The 15760-nt window shown below is 62.5% G+C and carries 13 protein-coding genes; 6 read left to right on the top strand and 7 right to left on the bottom strand.

Going from position 1 to position 15760, the window contains the following annotated elements:
• Positions 1-15: 15 nt before the first annotated feature.
• Positions 16-1149, bottom strand: coding sequence for a Fic family protein (locus tag QIW53_RS15455; protein WP_371050489.1), 1134 nt, complete (start codon positions 1147-1149; stop codon positions 16-18).
• A gap of 273 nt (positions 1150-1422) precedes the next feature.
• Between QIW53_RS15455 and QIW53_RS15450 the strand changes: the two genes are divergently transcribed.
• The 6 genes from QIW53_RS15450 to QIW53_RS15425 are packed head-to-tail and all read left to right on the top strand — an operon-like array spanning position 1423 to position 11591.
• Positions 1423-2214: a YfaP family protein gene (locus QIW53_RS15450; protein ID WP_371050488.1), complete on the top strand. Its 792-nt coding sequence runs from the start codon at positions 1423-1425 to the stop codon at positions 2212-2214.
• Positions 2215-2250: 36 nt separating this feature from the next.
• Positions 2251-3963 carry a DUF2138 domain-containing protein gene (locus QIW53_RS15445; protein ID WP_371050487.1) on the top strand — a complete coding sequence of 571 codons (1713 nt, stop codon included), beginning with the start codon at positions 2251-2253 and terminating at the stop codon, positions 3961-3963.
• Positions 3960-4598: a DUF1175 domain-containing protein gene (locus QIW53_RS15440; protein WP_371050486.1), complete on the top strand. Its 639-nt coding sequence runs from the start codon at positions 3960-3962 to the stop codon at positions 4596-4598. The genes QIW53_RS15445 and QIW53_RS15440 overlap by 4 nt, the downstream gene beginning before the upstream one ends.
• Positions 4595-9160, top strand: a complete 4566-nt coding sequence (locus tag QIW53_RS15435; protein WP_371050485.1) for an alpha-2-macroglobulin family protein — start codon at positions 4595-4597, stop codon at positions 9158-9160. The genes QIW53_RS15440 and QIW53_RS15435 overlap by 4 nt, the downstream gene beginning before the upstream one ends.
• Position 9161: 1 nt before the next feature.
• Complete coding sequence (locus QIW53_RS15430; RefSeq protein WP_371050484.1) at positions 9162-10781, top strand: DUF2300 domain-containing protein; 1620 nt, start codon at positions 9162-9164, stop codon at positions 10779-10781.
• Positions 10782-10784: 3 nt separating this feature from the next.
• Positions 10785-11591, top strand: coding sequence for a YfaP family protein (locus QIW53_RS15425; protein ID WP_371050483.1), 807 nt, complete (start codon positions 10785-10787; stop codon positions 11589-11591).
• Positions 11592-11609: 18 nt separating this feature from the next.
• Here the strand turns inward: QIW53_RS15425 and QIW53_RS15420 are convergent, their stop codons facing one another.
• The 6 genes from QIW53_RS15420 to QIW53_RS15395 all read right to left on the bottom strand — a co-directional run bounded on the left by QIW53_RS15420 (position 11610) and on the right by QIW53_RS15395 (position 15666).
• Complete coding sequence (locus tag QIW53_RS15420) at positions 11610-11912, bottom strand: type II toxin-antitoxin system RelE family toxin (RefSeq protein WP_371050482.1); 303 nt, start codon at positions 11910-11912, stop codon at positions 11610-11612.
• Complete coding sequence (locus QIW53_RS15415; protein ID WP_371050481.1) at positions 11902-12141, bottom strand: type II toxin-antitoxin system RelB/DinJ family antitoxin; 240 nt, start codon at positions 12139-12141, stop codon at positions 11902-11904. Before QIW53_RS15415 ends, QIW53_RS15420 begins: the two co-directional genes overlap by 11 nt.
• Positions 12142-12585: 444 nt before the next feature.
• Complete coding sequence (locus tag QIW53_RS15410) at positions 12586-13338, bottom strand: S24 family peptidase (RefSeq protein ID WP_371050480.1); 753 nt, start codon at positions 13336-13338, stop codon at positions 12586-12588.
• Between the two features lie 225 nt (positions 13339-13563).
• Complete coding sequence (gene ppa, locus QIW53_RS15405; protein WP_007990564.1) at positions 13564-14091, bottom strand: inorganic diphosphatase; 528 nt, start codon at positions 14089-14091, stop codon at positions 13564-13566.
• Between the two features lie 90 nt (positions 14092-14181).
• Positions 14182-15006: a zinc-dependent peptidase gene (locus tag QIW53_RS15400; protein WP_371050478.1), complete on the bottom strand. Its 825-nt coding sequence runs from the start codon at positions 15004-15006 to the stop codon at positions 14182-14184.
• Between the two features lie 3 nt (positions 15007-15009).
• Positions 15010-15666: a DedA family protein gene (locus QIW53_RS15395; RefSeq protein ID WP_371050477.1), complete on the bottom strand. Its 657-nt coding sequence runs from the start codon at positions 15664-15666 to the stop codon at positions 15010-15012.
• Between the last annotated feature and the right edge of the window lie 94 nt (positions 15667-15760).

The raw sequence follows: 15760 nt of genomic DNA, 5'->3' as shown, positions 1-15760 counted from the left end.
CGATAATCCCGTCGGCTAACCCGGGTGGTTGATCTGATACCGCGTGCTTCGACCGCCCCCCGGCAGGCGTGTGAGATAGCCTTTTTCCAGGAGCTCGGCCAGGTGCCGGGTTGCCGTGGCCTTGGAGACTTTCGCCACAGCCTGGTATTGAGCCGCGCTGATCCCGTCTTCAACGCCACGTACGCCGCCATCGAGCAGGCGATTCAGCACTTTGGTCTGCTCTTCTGACAGGCTGTGCTGCGGGTGGGCCTGCCAGAAGCGCGCCTTGCCCAGCACCGACTCGATGCGCGCCATGGCCTGTTGCAAGCTGCGCAGCAAGGTTTGTAAAAACCATTCGAGCCAACGGGTGATGTCCATGGTCGCCTTCTGACTGGCTTCCAGTACCCGATAATAGCCGGAGCGATCGTCCAGGATGCTCGCGGACATGGCGTAGAAACGAATCGCTTGGGCTTCGCCCTGCGCCAGTGCCAGGTCGGTGATAGTGCGCGTCAGGCGGCCATTGCCGTCGTCGAAAGGGTGCAGTGTCACGAACCAGAAATGGGCGATACCTGCCCTGAGCAACGGGTCGAGCCCCACCTCGTTGCGGCTGGTTTCGAACCATTCCAGAAAAACGTCCAGTTGCCGCTCCAGCCCCTGGCGGGGTGGCGCTTCGAAGTGGACCGTCGGACGGTCCAGGCGTCCGGATACAACCTGCATCGGGGCCTCGCCGCGCAAGGCGCCGATGCGAATCGGTCGTGCGCCGAGCGCGTGGTCCTGCTCGGGAAACAGCCATTCATGCCAGTCCAACAGACGCTCAAGGGTGAGTGGTTGGGCGTACTGTTGAGTGGCGTCGAGCAGCAACTGCGCCAGACCTTCGCTGCGTTGACTCACTGTATCGCCATCAACCTGCTGCAACCCCAGGCGCCGAGCGAGCGATGAGCGTACCGACCCGACATTCAGTTGCTCGCCCTCGATAGCTGAGGACGTGACGATATTCTGCAGCAAGGCATCCAGTTCGCTTTGCGCGCTCAGTGAGCCGCCCACCGAGCCGGCCATGCCCATCAGCCGGCCCTGAGCCTGCACGCACTCGCGCAGCACGGGCGCCAGGTCCTCGGGTTGCCAATGGAAGGTTGGCCAATCGGGCTGTTGCCAGATCCAGTCGGATGCCATCACGGAGGTTTCTCGCTCGGTGAGCCGAATAGCGAATCTATTCGGCTCATATGATGAGCCGAATATGCAGGTTATTCGGCTCACCGTCTACCGACGCCGTGAACACCCCCGCAAATTCCTCGACCTTCGATTGTCAAAAAACCAACCAATGGCTAACCTTCGCGCCTCTTACGACCCGACAGTCACGGGTTTTCTGACGAAACGCAGTTTTTGCCTCTGTAACGCGCCGAGGATCGGGCGCAAGGTTTCGTCATGCATGGCAGGAGGCGTTACATGCGTTCATTTCTAAGGGTGCTGATGGGGTGGGTTCTGGCGGCGACGGCCTGGGCCGGGCCGACGGCCGAGCTGTCGGAGCCGGTGGGCGGCTGGCGCTATAACGGCTTGTTCGATCGCAGCGAAAACCCGCGAGTGGCTTATCCCACACCCCCTATCGACCGGGGCGTACAGCGCAACCGTACGATGATCGAGGGACAGCTCAAGGCCATCGGGACCCGGCGCGGGCCGCACACCCTGGCGGTCAATGGCAATCCACTGAACCTCTACACCGACGACGCGGGGCGTTTCGCCCGGCCGTATGCCTTTGGCGCGGGCTCCAACAGCGTCGAAGTGCGCAGCGCCGACGGGCAGTCGCTCAAGCGGGTGCAATTCTATGAAGCCAACCACCTGCGCACGCCGGCACGCATTCGTGTAGTGCTGGGCTGGGATGATCCGAAAGCCGAACTCGACCTGCACATCATTACCCCTGACGGCCAGCATGCGTTCTGGGCTCGCCCGGCAATGAGCAACGGCGGCGGCCTGGACCCGGACGGCGTGGACGGTCCCGGCCCGGAAATGTTCACCATGACCGCGCCGCTGCACGGCACCTATCTGGTCTACGTCAACTATTGGGGCAACTTCGGCAACGGCGGCTATAACTTCGATGAGGCCAGCAACCAGAACGAGATGATCACCTCGCAGATCAACCTGGTGCTCAACGAAAACACCGTCGACGAAAAGCGCGAGACCTTCATCGTACCCCTGCGTGCCATCGGTGACCTGCTGCTGGTCAAGACTTTCAACTATTAAGCATCCCGCACCACGGATGAATTGGGCGTTTTCAACATGAGCGATAACACCGTTACCCCAGCCGCCGACGCACCTGCCGGCAAGCCCCCGCGCCGCTGGCCGGCATTGCTGGTCGGCCTGTGCCTGGTGGCCGGCGTCGCAGGCGGGCTGGGCTGGTTCATGCACAAGCCCAAGGCGCCCGCTGCGCAACTGGCCAGCGACAAACTGGGCATGAGCCGCCCCGACGGTCTGCTCGAAACCCATTCCCTGAGCCAGTTGCCCAGGGATCTGCTGGCGGTGCCGTTCCTCAAGGAGACCCTCACCGAGGATTTCGTCTTCTACTACGAAACCCATGCCGATCGTCTCGGCCTGATCGGCAGCCTGCGGCGAATCATCTACGAGCATGACCTGAAGTGGCAGGACAGCCTGATCGAGCAGCTTTTCGATCAGCCGGCGGACGTGGCGCTTTGGCGCGGTGCGGATGGTCGCTTGAAGGACTTCCTGCTGGTGATGGATCGCGGTGGCCTGGCCAAGATGTTGGAGCCGCTGGCGAAAGTGGCCCTCGACGACACGCAACTGAGCAAGATCGGCGACGTAAAAGTCGGCGCCGATGAGGTGGCGCTCTATCAACTGACCTACAGTGCCAGCAAGGCGCTGCTGTTCGCCTCCCATGGCGACAAACTGGTGGTGCTGTCCAACCCGACCAAGCTCCAGGATCCGCAGGGCGGGGCGCCGCTGGAACCGGGCAGTGTTTCGACCCAGGCGCTGGGGGCGCTGCTCAACGGCGACAAGCTGTTCCCCGAAGCCTTCGGCTTGCCGCCTCGCGCGCCGCAGGTGAAACAACGCCTGTCGGTCAACGCCAGCGTCCTGGCCATGGGTTACCAGCGTTTCATCCCGAACTTCGCCGGGCTTCGCTTCGACATGGACGATCAGGGCTGGCACAGCTTCCTCGCCATGGACGAGGTGGAGAACCAGCCGGAGTTCGACTTCAAGCCGATCTGGCAAGCCATGCCGATGGGCGCCAGCGCCTGCGTGGCCCTGCCGATGGCGGCCGAACAACAGCAACCGCTGCTGGTGAAACTCGGCGCCGAGCAAAGCGTGGCCCAGGCGTTGACCGAACGGATGGCCGGCGCCGCCGGACTGTGCTGGTATGCCGATTCGCGGCTGTACACGCCGCTGCTGGTGGCCAGCCTGAATGACAAGGACAACGCCCAACTTGACGGCGACCTGGGGGCGTTGTTCGGCTCGATGGTCGGCGCCTACGAAGGCAATGTTGAAGAACACGCGTTCCCGGTGGTCGAGAAGCAGGAGGGCGTCAGTCATCAGTGGCAGCGCCAGGTCAGCTCCAGTTTCGGTCCGTACAAGGCCAGGGAAGCCGAGAACCCGGACGCGATCACGGGCAAGGCGTTCATGAAGGTCAGCCTCGCACGCCACGGTTCGACGCTGCTGTTTTCCCTCGACGACAAGCTGGTGGACAAAGCCCTAGGCACCCTCGATAAACGCTTTCCGCCGATGGCCGATGTGGTGCCCCGGGACCTGCTGATGCCGGTCTATTTCGGCCCGGATTCGATGGCTCAGTTGATGCAGCGTGAAACCCTCGACAGCCTGCCGCAGGACATGGAACCGGTCTTCTACAACGCCGCGCAAACCTACTTGATCCCCAAGCTGCGCACACTCGGCGGCTACGGCAAGTACGCGCTGACCCTGCCTGAGGGCAGCGAGCCGGACGGCCACTGGCAATGGCTGCCACTGGAGTGGAAAGCACTGTGACCCTGCTTATCCGCAGCCTCGGCCTGTTGGCGCTGGTGCTCGGCGGCCATGCCTTCGCCAGTGACGCCGCGGCGCTCGATCCGCAGCAATCCCAGGTATTCCGCGCCTGGTTCGTGCGCATCGCCCAGGAACAGCTGAGCAAGGGGCCGAGCCCGCGCTGGTACCAGCAGGATTGCGCCGGGTTGGTCCGTTTCGCCGCCAATGAAGCGCTGAAGGTGCACGACGACAAATGGTTGCGCAGCAATGGCCTGTCCAATCGCTACCTGCCGCCGGAGTCGCCCTTGACCGACGCCCAGCGCAGCCTGGCCCAGCAATGGCAGCAGGGCGGCGGCAAGGTCGGGCCGTACGTCAACGCGATCAAGCTGATCCAGTTCAACAGCCACCTGGTCGGCCGCGACGTGACGCAGGCGCGGCCCGGCGACCTGATGTTTTTCGATCAGGGCGACGATCAGCATTTGATGATCTGGATGGGCCGCTACATCGCCTATCACACCGGCACCACCACCCCCACTGACAACGGCATGCGTTCGGCAAGCCTGCAGCAACTCATGACATGGAAGGACACCCGATGGATACCCGACGCAGCCAACCCCAACTTCATCGGCGTCTATCGACTGAACTTTCTCTCCCAATGACCGGTGCCCGCATGTTGCGCTTTCTGTCTCTGCTGTTGGTGTTCGTGATGCCTTTGTCGGCGGTGAATGCCGAAGACACCGTCGAGCCGAGCGGCTATACGCCGGTGGCCGGTGAGAGTTTCTTCCTGCTGGCCGACAGCAGTTTTGCCAGCGACGAGCAGGCGATGGTGCGGCTCGAGGCGCCGGGCCGCGACTATCGCCGGTTTCGCATGGAGCCTTACGGCGGCGCGGACATTCGGGTGTATCGCATCGACAAACCGCTGGATTTCCTCAAGCGCCAGAAGAACCTGCACCGGGTGGTCAGTGAAGGTCAGTTCAAGGGCGAAGGTCTGTCCAATACCCTCGCGTACCTGTGGGACAACTGGTACCGCAAATCACGTCGGGTGATGCAGCGGGCGTTTTCTTACGAGTCCCGCCAACAAGTCACCGAGCAAGTGCCGGAACTGAAGATGGGATCAGCGATGGCCGCGCCAACGCCTTACGACGCCCAGCCGCAATTCGCCCTGATTCCGGGCCTGCCGGTGGTCAGCCAGTTCCGTTACCCGCTGTGGCAGGCCAAGCCGATCCAGCCGCCGGCTGGCGTCAACCTGGCCGGCTCTTCCAGTGAGTTCGTCAGCGTGGCGCCGGGCAATGTGTACATCCCGCTGGGCAATCTCAAGCCCGGTCTGTACCTGGTGGAAGCGCTGATCGGCAAGTACCGCGCGACCACCATGGTGTTCGTTTCCAACACCGTGGCCGTGAGCAAGATTGCCGGTGATGAACTGCTGGTGTGGGCCGCACGCAAACACGAAGGCAGTTCGGTGCCCAAGGTCAATGTGCTGTGGACCGATGGCCTGGGCGTGATGAGCAGCGGGGCGACTGACGCCGATGGCTTGCTGCGTCTGAAGCACGTCAGCCCTGAACGTTCGTTCGTGATTGGCGAGGACGAAGAGGGCGGGGTGTTCGTCTCCGAGAACTTCTACTACGACAGCGAGATCTACGACACCAAACTCTATGCCTTCACCGATCGCCCGCTGTACCGGCCCGGGGATTGGGTGGCGCTGAAGATCGTCGGGCGCGAGTTCAAAAATGCGCGCGATTCGGTCTTGCCGAGCGCGGCCGATGTGAATGTCACGGTGCTCGATGCCACTGGCACCGCGCTGCAATCGCTGGCGCTGAAGCTGGATTCGAAATCCGGCACCCAGGGGCGTTTCCAGTTGCCGGAAAACGCGGTGGCTGGTGGTTATGAGCTGCGTTTCAGCTACAAGGACCAGGCCTACAGCAGCGCTTTTCGCGTCGCGGAATACATCAAGCCGCACTTCGAAATCGCGCTGAACCTGGCCAGGCAGGATTACCACACCGGTGAGCCCGTGAAGGGCAGCCTGGTGTTGCTCTATCCGGACGGCAAGCCGGTGGCGAACGCGCGGCTGAGCCTGAGCCTGCGCGCGCAACAGCTGTCGATGGTCGATAACGAGCTGCAATACCTCGGGCAATTCCCGGTGGAACTGACCAGCACCGAACTGACCACCGACGCCAAGGGCAACGCCGGCTTCGAGCTGCCGGCCGCCGACAAACCGAGCCGCTACATGCTCACCGTGTTCGCCAGTGATGGTGCGGCGTATCGGGTCAAGACCACCCAGGAAATCCTCATCGACCGTGGCGCCGCCAACTTCCGCCTGAGTGCGCCGCAGCGTTTCAGTGCGGTGGGCGATAACGTTGCCTTCAGCTACGCCAGCGAGGGCGGCGCCGAGCAAAGCCGGACGGTAGCGCCAAGCGCCTATGGCTGGGTGCGCCTGGAAGATCAGAGCACAGGCATGGGCAAACTCGCGGCAACGGACACAGGTTTCAACCTCGCCTTCGAACGGCCCGGGACGTACAACCTGACGTTGAAGGATGACCAAGGTCGTGCGGTCGGCGCCACCGGTCACTCGGTCACGGGTGAGGGCGTCAAGGCGGTGCCCGGCACCGTGGAAATCGTCCTCGACAAACCCGAGTACAAGGCCGGCGACGAAGCCCTGGCGCTGATCACCTTCCCGGAGCCGGTCGGCGATGCGTTGCTGTCGCTGGAGCGCGACAAGGTCGAGGCCACGGCGCTGATGTCCAGAGGCGGCGACTGGCTGAAGCTGGAAAAACTCAGCGACACCCAATACCGCGCGCGCATCCCGGTGAAGGATGACTTTGCGCCGAACCTGACCTTCTCGGTGCTGTACACCAAGGGCGGCCAGTACAGCTTCCAGAACGCCGGCATCAAGGTGATCGCGCCACAAATCGACGTGGTCATCGCCACCGACAAGGAAACCTACCAGCCCGGTGATACGGTCTCGGTGGACTTCACCACCGCGTTCGCCGGCAAGCCGATTGGCGCCCACCTGACGGTCAGCGTTGTCGATGAAATGGTCTATGCGCTGCAACCGGAAGTTGCGCCGAGCATCGACCAGTTCTTCTACCATCCTCGGCGCAACAACGTGCGCACCAGCGCCAGCCTGTCGTTCATCAGCTACGACGTGGCCTTGCCCGGCAGCCCGGGAGCACCGGGTAAAGCCAATCGCAGCGAGCGTGGCGTGAAAGTCCTGGAGCGGCCACGTCGCGAAGACGTCGATACCGCCGCCTGGCAGCCGGAGCTGGTCACCGATGCCGACGGCAAGGCTCGTTTCACCTTCACCATGCCGGACTCGCTGACCCGCTGGCGCATCACGGCCCGGGCCATCGCCGGTGACGGTCAGGTCGGCCAGAAGAAGCAGTTCGTGCGCTCGGAAAAACCGCTGTACCTGAAGTGGAGCGGGCCGACGCGATTCCGCGCTGGCGACAAACCGGATCTCGGGGTTTTCGCTTTCAATCAGGCGCAAACACCGGTCAAGGCCGAGCTGCTGATTCATGACGCGGGTACCGAGCAGCGACTGCCGGTGACATTGAACGCCGGCATCAACTACATCGCCTTGCCGGCGGTCGCGCTCGCCAGTGGCGAGTGGCGGGCCGAACTGGTGCAGGACGGCAAGACCGCCGATGCTCTGGCCGTGCGCCTGTCCGCGACCGGCGAAGGCTGGCAGGTCACCCAGACGCAGAACCTCGACGTGGCCAGCGGAGATACAGCGCTGAACCTGCCGGCCGACGCGACCGACATTCGCCTGCGCCTGGACGACAGTCCGCAGGCGCTGTTCCGTACGGCGCTCGACGATTTGCTCGCCTACCCGTACGGCGGTGTCGAGCAGACCGCCAGCCGCCTGCTGCCGTTGAGCATCGCCTATCCGTCGCTGGCGTCGAGCCCGCAGATCCGTGATCGCCTGCGCCTGATCATGCAGAACAGCCGCTTGCGCCTGGTGCAAATGGCCGGGCCTTCGGCCAGTTTCACCTGGTGGGGTTACGACGGCGAGCCGGATGCGTTCCTCACCGCTTATGCGTATTACGCCGACTGGAACGCCAGCCAGGTCCTGCAACTGACCCTGCCGCCGGAGCACTGGCAGCGGGTTCTGGAAGTCTATGCCAAACAGGCGCCGAATACGCCGTTGCTGCAACGGGCGTTGATCCTGTCGTTTGCCCGGCAGATGCAGTTGCCGGTCAACACGCTGCTCGGCGGTTTGATCGATGACCTGACGAAGGCCGGCGAGGGCCAGCCCGGAACCCTGATGGACGACGGCGCGGACAGCCTGGTCATGGGCGATCCGGATTCGGCGCTTGGCCTGGCAGCGGCGCGAGTCATGACCGCAGCGCTGGCCACTCAGTCGAAAGTCGCGCTGCCGGAGGCCTTCAATCGTCAGGTCGGCGCGGCGCAACAGCGCCTGGCAGTCAGTTCCCAGCCGTTTGCCGAAGCCCTGAGTCTATCGCTGCAACCCTTCGATCAGGTCCGTGCACAGGCGCTGCTGCAACGCCTGCTGCCGCAGCAATCGACCCTGGAGCGCGCGCTGGCGCTGACCTGGTTGCAGCGCAGCATCGCGCAGGCTTCACCGACCATTGCCCTGACGCCCGGTGAAGGCTGGAAGAAAAACCACGGCGCCACGGGTGAGATGTATTGGACGTGGCAGGGTGCTACGCCCGTGCCCGGTGTGTTGACGGTGTCCGGCACCCAGGAACGGCCGTTGCGCGCGGCGCTGAGTTTCCAGACCCGCCAGCCCCCCGTCGAATCGATGCCGGTCAGCATCACCCGACGCCTGTCGCGTCTGGTGCCGGGTGACGAAGCGTTCACCTTCACCCTGGAACCGGCCGGCAACAAACCCTTGTCCAGCGACAGCCTGTACCTGGATGAAGTGATCCTCACCGGCAAAACCGCGAAACCGTTGCGTTACGGCATGCTCGAAGTGCCGCTGCCACCCGGTGCAGATGTCGAGCGCACGACCTGGGGCATCAAGTTGCAGGGCAAGGCGGGCACCGAGCCGACGGCCCTGGAAAAGGCACGCTTCGAGCCCGGCCAACTGGCCTACGCGGTGCCGGTGGATGCGCTGAGCGGCGAATTGCGCCTGCGCCATCTGGTGCGTTTCTCGCAGAAAGGCCAGTTCAATCTGCCGCCGGTGCGCTTCACCCAGGTCTACGCACCGCAAAATCAGGCCCAGGAAGCGAAAGCCGCCCTCGGCCAGATCACGGTCAACTGACATGCGGCGGCCGTGGGTCTGGCTGCTGCTGTGTCTGATGCCTGCGCTGGCAACAGCGCAGGAGGAGCCATTGCGGCTGGCGTACCAGGGCCAGTTGCTCGCGTTGACCCCCACGCAACTTATCGGCCGTGAGCCATTGCCGCAGAGTCTGCAAGCGCCGTTGGGCAGCCTGTGGAAGTTGTTTGTCTACGCCTGGCTGGTGGACACCGGTGCCCGGGAGCCGGCTTATGAGTGTCGCGGGCAGTCGAAGGACGAGGTCTATTGCTGCGCCGCCGGTGGCAGGGTCGAGCGCGATCAGGCGCTGGTCAAGTCGTGCGGGCTGTACTTCGAGCCGGCGCGGTTGGGTATTGAGGCGTCGGATTGGCGCACCTACTGGGAGGTGCGGCAGGCACCTTCATGGTTGCTGGAGCTGCCGTCGATACAGCCGGCGACCCGTGTATCGGTCGCCGAGTTGCTGGGTGTTCTGGCGCGGCTGCCGGCCCAGGAGCAGATGCGGCGGGTGTTGCTCGATGTGGTGCTGGGCGCGGCGGATGGCAATGTCGTCGGCGAACTGGGCGGGCGTCTGCGGGTGAAAACCTGGAGCTGGCTGGGCGATGACGACCCGACTTCGCGTCAGGGTGGATTCGCCGGATGGACCGCAGATGGCACACCGGTCTGGGCCGGTGGTCGCGGCACCAGTCAGCGGGTCCTGCGCCATTACGCGGCGGCGTTGGCCTCCGTATTGCCGGTCGAGTGGCCGCAGGACGGCGGGCGCTGCGTCGAGGTCGGGTTGTTTTCCCGTTATCCGATCAAGCGCGTGCTGGCGGCGGGACGCGCGGTCGCTTCCGGGCCGATCAAGGGCGATTACCGTGTCGAGTTCAGCAATGGCAACCAGCTCGATATCCACAGCGATGGCGAACTGTTTCTGCTCAATGACAAACTCGTCGCTCGCCTGGATCGTGAAGAATACGTCGCCCGGGTACTCGAACGCGAAGCCGGACCGCAACCGGCCGAAGCGGCGAAAGCGTTGGCCGTGGCGATCCGCACCTACCTGCTGCAGAACGCCACGCGCCACGGTGATTGCCTGAGCATCGACGACAGCAGCCATCGTCAACGCGTCGCGCCGCGTCCGGCCTCCGTCGAGTCGCGTCACATCGCCGCGTGGACCGCCGACCTGGTGTTGGCTGGCAGCCCGGTCACCTATCACTCCGATCAACCGGGCCCGGACAAACTGGCCTGGCAGCAAGCGGTCGAGCAAGCCCGCGCGGGCCAGCGCTACGACGCGATTCTGCTCCACGCCTATCCGCGTGCCAGCCTCAGCCGCTGGGACAACCCGGTGGCGTCTTGCGAAGCGTTGCCCGCCGCCCGGGACTGGCTGCAAAAACAGCGACGCGGCTGGCGTCAGCGCCTCGAAAGTGAAACCGGCTACAGCGAAGTCAGCACCTTCGCCGTGTGCAAGCTCGCTTTCGGACGACCCTTCGTCGACCGCGAGCGTCAGCGCATCTACGTGCGCGGCGTGCTGTCGCTGCAAGACCGTCTCGACCTGACACACGAATACCTGCACCTGGCCTTCGAAGCACACCCCAACGGCCAGGATGAAACCTACATCGAAGGGCTCGCCCGCCACCTCTTGCTGGAATAGGCCATGAAACTCCGTTATCCACAGGTCTTGCTGTTCCTTTGCGCCGTCAGCGCGCTGCCAACGATCTATGCCGCCGTTGACCTGCAGACCCCCGTCGGCGGCTGGCGCACCGGCGCGCCGCAAGGCGAAGGCGAAAGCTTCCGCCAGACCGTCAACTACCCGGCCTCCTCGGTCAACACCCCCGCCGGCCAGGCCAACACCGCCCGCATCAGCGGCCAGATCAACGCCACCCCCAAGACCTCCGAGCCCGGCCGGCTGATCGTCAACGGCGTCAGCATGCCGCTGAAAATCGACCCTGCCGGGCGCTTCGACCGACCGTTCTCGTTTCCCAACGGCAGCAACAGCGTCGAAGTGCGCAGCCCCGACGGCCAGCAACGCCATCGCACGCAATTCCTCAATGCCAGCGGCGGCGCCACCCCCGCCAAGTTGCGGGTATTGCTGGCCTGGGACAGCGACGGCACCGACCTGGACCTGCACCTCATCACCCCCGACGGCGCCCACATCTGGTACGGCGATCGCGTCGCACCCAATGGCGCGGCGCTCGATGTCGACGTCACCACCGGCTACGGCCCGGAAATCTTCGCCATGCCCGCGCCCATCAAGGGCCAGTACCTCGTTTATGTGAACTACTTTGGCGGCGGCTATCGCAGTGACGAAGACGGGCAGGAGGAGGCCGTGCAGCCGCTGACCACGGCGCAAGTGACGGTGATTACGGAAGAGGGCACGCCGAGCGAAAAAATGGAGACGTTTCTGGTGCCGATGCGGGCGGTGGGGGAGCTGACGTTGGTCAAGGGGTTTAGTTACCCGTGAGGCCCTGAAGGCATTTGGTTAGTCAGCAGACTGCTGACTCATTCGGTCCTGCGCATCTTGGTGAGCGGCTTCACGCTCGCGCTTTCCGATAGCGATGACGAAAACCACGACCTCCTGATCGAGGACCTGATAGATAAGTCGGTAACCCGCGCTGCGCAATTTTAGTTTGTAGCAGTCCGGCAACTGGCGAAGTCGATTCGCTTCAATGCGCGGATTTTCGATTATTTCCGCGAGCTTTTTCTTGAACTGCTGGCGCACCGTGTCGCCAAGTTTGTTCCACTCCTTCAATGCGCGACGATCAAACTCAAGGCTATAGGTCATCCAGGCTGACCTTGACCCGCTGTGGTGCGGCAAGACGGTCTGTCACGACGGCGATGAGCGCTTCATCTTCTTCACTGAGCAACGCGGCCTTGAAAGGTAACTTGCCTCGATCCGCGACGTATTGAAGGGTTTGGCGCAATAGCTCGGAGGGCGTCACTCCGAGTTTTTCCAGTTCGGCAAATGAGCGCTGCTTCAAATCGTCGTCAATTCGAATGTTGATGGAAGCCATGATGTTATGCCTGTAAAGACGTTTGTCATTACGCTATCAACTGGTCCACGTGTCGGCAACCCTCTTTCAGCACTTTCAGATGGCTGGTGGTTGATTTACAGGCATTAAAAAGCCGGCTTGTGGCCGGCTTCTCGGGGACTGGCTTGGTTCATTTTTGGTAAACCTCGCCAGCCTTCAAAACGTACACCCGGATCTTGCGTCCGGCTGTGGGACTCGGCGAGAAAATCATCTGCTTCGTCGGTGCGATCCGAGCCGCTGGGCGGGTCGATGCGCAAATGTGGGGCGCAGCATACTGATTTTTTTGCGAAATTCCCAGTTTGGCGTTCGCCGCATCCTGGGCAGGCGAGCCTGCTCGCGATTGAGGCTGATCAGTCGACATCGTGGGTGACGGGTCGAGAGCCATCGCTGACAGGCGCGTTGCCACAGGGTGCGCGCTTGGTGCTGTCATAAAAAAGGTACCGGCGGCCGGCGTTTCTTCAGTGTGGAGTACCAGAATACCCATCCCAATATGCTGATGTTCTGCTCTTCGATCTGTGCGGCTCTCAGGATTTCATCCGGGTATTCGGCGCTGTTGTGGCTTCGCAGGCGCAGCCCATTGCCCGGTATCCGGTGCAGGTATTTGATTCGCAACATTCCCTGCTGGATGAACGCGTAGATTTCACCGTCGATGACTTGGGTCAGGCCTCGGTCGATCGCCACCGTGGAACCGTCACCGATCTTCTCTGCCATGCTGTTGCCGATCATGCGGGCGCAGACGGCATCGGCATGATTGATTTCCAGCGAATCCAGATAGCTGCGAGGCAAGCTGACGGGCTGGGTTTTGTCCTCGATGACATGGGTTTCGGAGGAGCCCGGGCTCACGGGTACTTCGATCAGTAACGACAGCTCGACATCCTTGGGCTCGATAACGGTGTAAACACCGCGCAATGCCTGGGCGTCGAAGGTGTCGCCGGTATCGCTGACCAGGCGCAGGTGTCGGGCGTCTTTCGGACCTTCGCCGGTTTTCAGCCACTCGCTGTTGACCGAGAGTTTCCTGGCGACTTCCTCGATGCGGTAGTCGGGCACGCCGCGGGTGTACCAGTTGTGAACGGTTTGCGCGTTGTCGATCTTCAGGACTTCGGCGAAGCCGGTCGTTGTGATGTCCGCCATTTTCAGGAGCATTTTGAAGCGAAGGCCGCAGGTTTTGTTCTTTTTCATAAACACGAGTCTACGTGCGCCGCCGGGGGCTTTGAATAAACGACTCGTTCAAATTGCGCGGGAAATTTGCGTCCTCATGTAAGACGTATCTTGTGGAAATTAAACAAGAAAAACAGAAACGCCAAGTTGTTAAACGATGCGTTTAAAGACTTTCCGGCAGACCCAAAAAACCCCGGATCAACCGGGGTTTTCTCAGGGCTTGAAGCTTGCGGCTGACCGCTGCTCTTAGCCTTTATAGGCAGCAACCGACTTGGTGATCGCTTCGCGAGCGGCGTCTGCGCCGGCCCAGCCTTCGATCTTCACCCATTTGCCTTTTTCGAGATCCTTGTAGTTCGCGAAGAAGTGCTCGATCTGCTGGATCAGCAGTGCTGGCAGGTCGGTGTATTCCTTCACGTCGACGTACAGCTGGGACAGCTTGTCGTGTGGGACCGCGATGACCTTGGCGTCGCCGCCGCCGTCGTCGGTCATGTTCAGGATGCCGACTGGACGCGCGCGGATCACCGAGCCTGGCGCGACCGGGTACGGGGTCACGACCAGCACGTCGAGGGGATCACCGTCGTCGGCCAGGGTGTTGGGGATGTAACCGTAGTTGGCCGGGTAGAACATCGGGGTGGCCATGAAACGGTCAACGAACAGGCAATCGCTGTCTTTGTCGATTTCGTATTTGATCGGCGCGTGGTTGGCCGGAATCTCGATCGCGACGTAGATGTCGTTCGGCAGGTCTTTGCCAGCTGGAATCTTGCTGTAGCTCATTGGGCTGTGCCCCCGGTTAGTTGACCAAAAAGTGGCGGCGATTATAGGCATATTCCGCCGTGGGCGCTATGGACCAGAAGTCGGCTAGACCTAAGTCGAAAGCTGGTGGCGTGCCTGATAGACCGGGTCTTCGTCCAGAAGTTGCCGCAGGCGGGCCAGTGGGTCCTGCCGGTAGAACAGCTGCAACTGCTGGTAAACCTCTGGATAGGCCTCGTGCAGCAAATCCGGAGCGCTGAAGAAGTATTCGCTGGTGACGGCGAAGAACTCGGCCGGGTTTTCCGCCGCGTAGGGGTCGATGGCGGTTTCGGCGTCCGGGTCGCGCTCCAGTTGCTGGTCGAGGTCGTCGTAGGCGGCTTGCATGACACGGGCCCAATCACTGACGCGCATATCAGGGTGCAGCGGCGGCAGGCCGTTGGCGTCGCCGTTGAGCATGTCGAGTTTGTGCGCCAGTTCGTGGATGACCAGGTTGTAGCCTTCCCAGCCACCACTGGCCATCACGCCGGGCCAGGCGAGAATGACCGGCCCTTGCTGCCAGGCTTCACCGCTGTGTTCGCCGTCCCACTCGTGTTCGACGCCACTGGCATCGCGATGGCGCTGCGGGCTGAGGAAATCGTCGGGGTAAAGGACGATTTCGTGAAAGCCTTGATACCAGTTCAAATCGCCGAGGTTGAGCAACGGCAATTGCGCCTGGGCCGCGAGCAGCAGGCGCTGTTCCTGATGCAGTTCGACGCCGGGAAGGGCGGTCAGGGCCTTGTCTTCGAGAAACAGTACGCTGGCTTCGCGCAGCCACTGGTCTTGCTCTGCGCTGATGCCGTCGAGAAAGCTCAGGTGATGGCGTACCCGCTGCCACATTTCATCGGCAATCGGGTGTTTGGCCAGGATGCGTCGACGCCGCCAGGCGCTGAGCGACCACATCGGTCAGTGCGGTTCGGCTTTGGACGCGGCGCCGCCGAAGCGACTGCGGAATACGCCGATGATCATCGGCACCAGGGACAGCAGGATGATGCCGACGACCAGCAGCGACAGGTTCTTCTTGATAAATGGCACGTTGCCGAAGAAATAGCCGAGTGTCACCAGGCCACCGACCCAGAGAATGGTGCCCAGCACACTGAAAAAGAAGAAACGCGGGTAAGGCATTCTCGCCACGCCGGCGACGAACGGTGCGAAGGTACGGACGATCGGCAGGAAACGCGCCAGGGTCACGGTCTTGCCACCGTGCTTGTCATAGAACTCGTGGGTCCGCTGCAAATAGTCGCGGCGGAAGATTTTCGAGTTCGGATTACTGAACAGGCGCTCGCCCGCGGTCCTGCCGATGACGTAGTTGGTGCTGTCACCCAAGATGGCCGCCAGCATCAGCAGGCCACCGAGCAACACGGGGTCCATGCCGCCACCCGCTGCTACAGCGCCCGCAATGAACAGCAACGAGTCGCCCGGCAAAAAGGGCATTACCACCAGACCGGTCTCGCAGAAGATGACCAGGAACAGGATGGCGTAGATCCAGGGCCCGTAGTTGTTCACCAGCAAGTCGAGGTACACATCGAGATGCAGGATAAGATCGAGCGGGTTGAAATCCATGAGGGCACCTGTGGTGACGGCCCGACTCGGCAGGCCTGTGCGGAAGACTTCACGTAAGGCTACACAGGAATGTAGTTTTTCTTACAAGCCGGAA

It is taken from the genome of Pseudomonas fluorescens (assembly GCF_041354075.1).
GTDB lineage: Bacteria > Pseudomonadota > Gammaproteobacteria > Pseudomonadales > Pseudomonadaceae > Aquipseudomonas > Aquipseudomonas fluorescens_CE.
The sequence above is the reverse complement of the archived record's forward strand: the minus strand, read 5'-3'. Positions and strand labels throughout refer to the sequence as shown.

Excerpts from the sequence above, each read along its gene's own strand:
- QIW53_RS15445 (WP_371050487.1), top strand. The coding sequence starts at position 2,251 with ATGAGCGATAACACCGTTACCCCAGCCGCCGACGCACCTGCCGGCAAG.
- ppa (WP_007990564.1), bottom strand. The coding sequence starts at position 14,091 with ATGAGCTACAGCAAGATTCCAGCTGGCAAAGACCTGCCGAACGACATC.
- QIW53_RS15450 (WP_371050488.1), top strand. The coding sequence starts at position 1,423 with ATGCGTTCATTTCTAAGGGTGCTGATGGGGTGGGTTCTGGCGGCGACG.
- QIW53_RS15430 (WP_371050484.1), top strand. The coding sequence starts at position 9,162 with ATGCGGCGGCCGTGGGTCTGGCTGCTGCTGTGTCTGATGCCTGCGCTG.
- QIW53_RS15435 (WP_371050485.1), top strand. The coding sequence starts at position 4,595 with ATGACCGGTGCCCGCATGTTGCGCTTTCTGTCTCTGCTGTTGGTGTTC.
- QIW53_RS15395 (WP_371050477.1), bottom strand. The coding sequence starts at position 15,666 with ATGGATTTCAACCCGCTCGATCTTATCCTGCATCTCGATGTGTACCTC.
- QIW53_RS15410 (WP_371050480.1), bottom strand. The coding sequence starts at position 13,338 with ATGAAAAAGAACAAAACCTGCGGCCTTCGCTTCAAAATGCTCCTGAAA.
- QIW53_RS15400 (WP_371050478.1), bottom strand. The coding sequence starts at position 15,006 with ATGTGGTCGCTCAGCGCCTGGCGGCGTCGACGCATCCTGGCCAAACAC.
- QIW53_RS15420 (WP_371050482.1), bottom strand. The coding sequence starts at position 11,912 with ATGACCTATAGCCTTGAGTTTGATCGTCGCGCATTGAAGGAGTGGAAC.
- QIW53_RS15455 (WP_371050489.1), bottom strand. The coding sequence starts at position 1,149 with ATGGCATCCGACTGGATCTGGCAACAGCCCGATTGGCCAACCTTCCAT.
- QIW53_RS15425 (WP_371050483.1), top strand. The coding sequence starts at position 10,785 with ATGAAACTCCGTTATCCACAGGTCTTGCTGTTCCTTTGCGCCGTCAGC.
- QIW53_RS15415 (WP_371050481.1), bottom strand. The coding sequence starts at position 12,141 with ATGGCTTCCATCAACATTCGAATTGACGACGATTTGAAGCAGCGCTCA.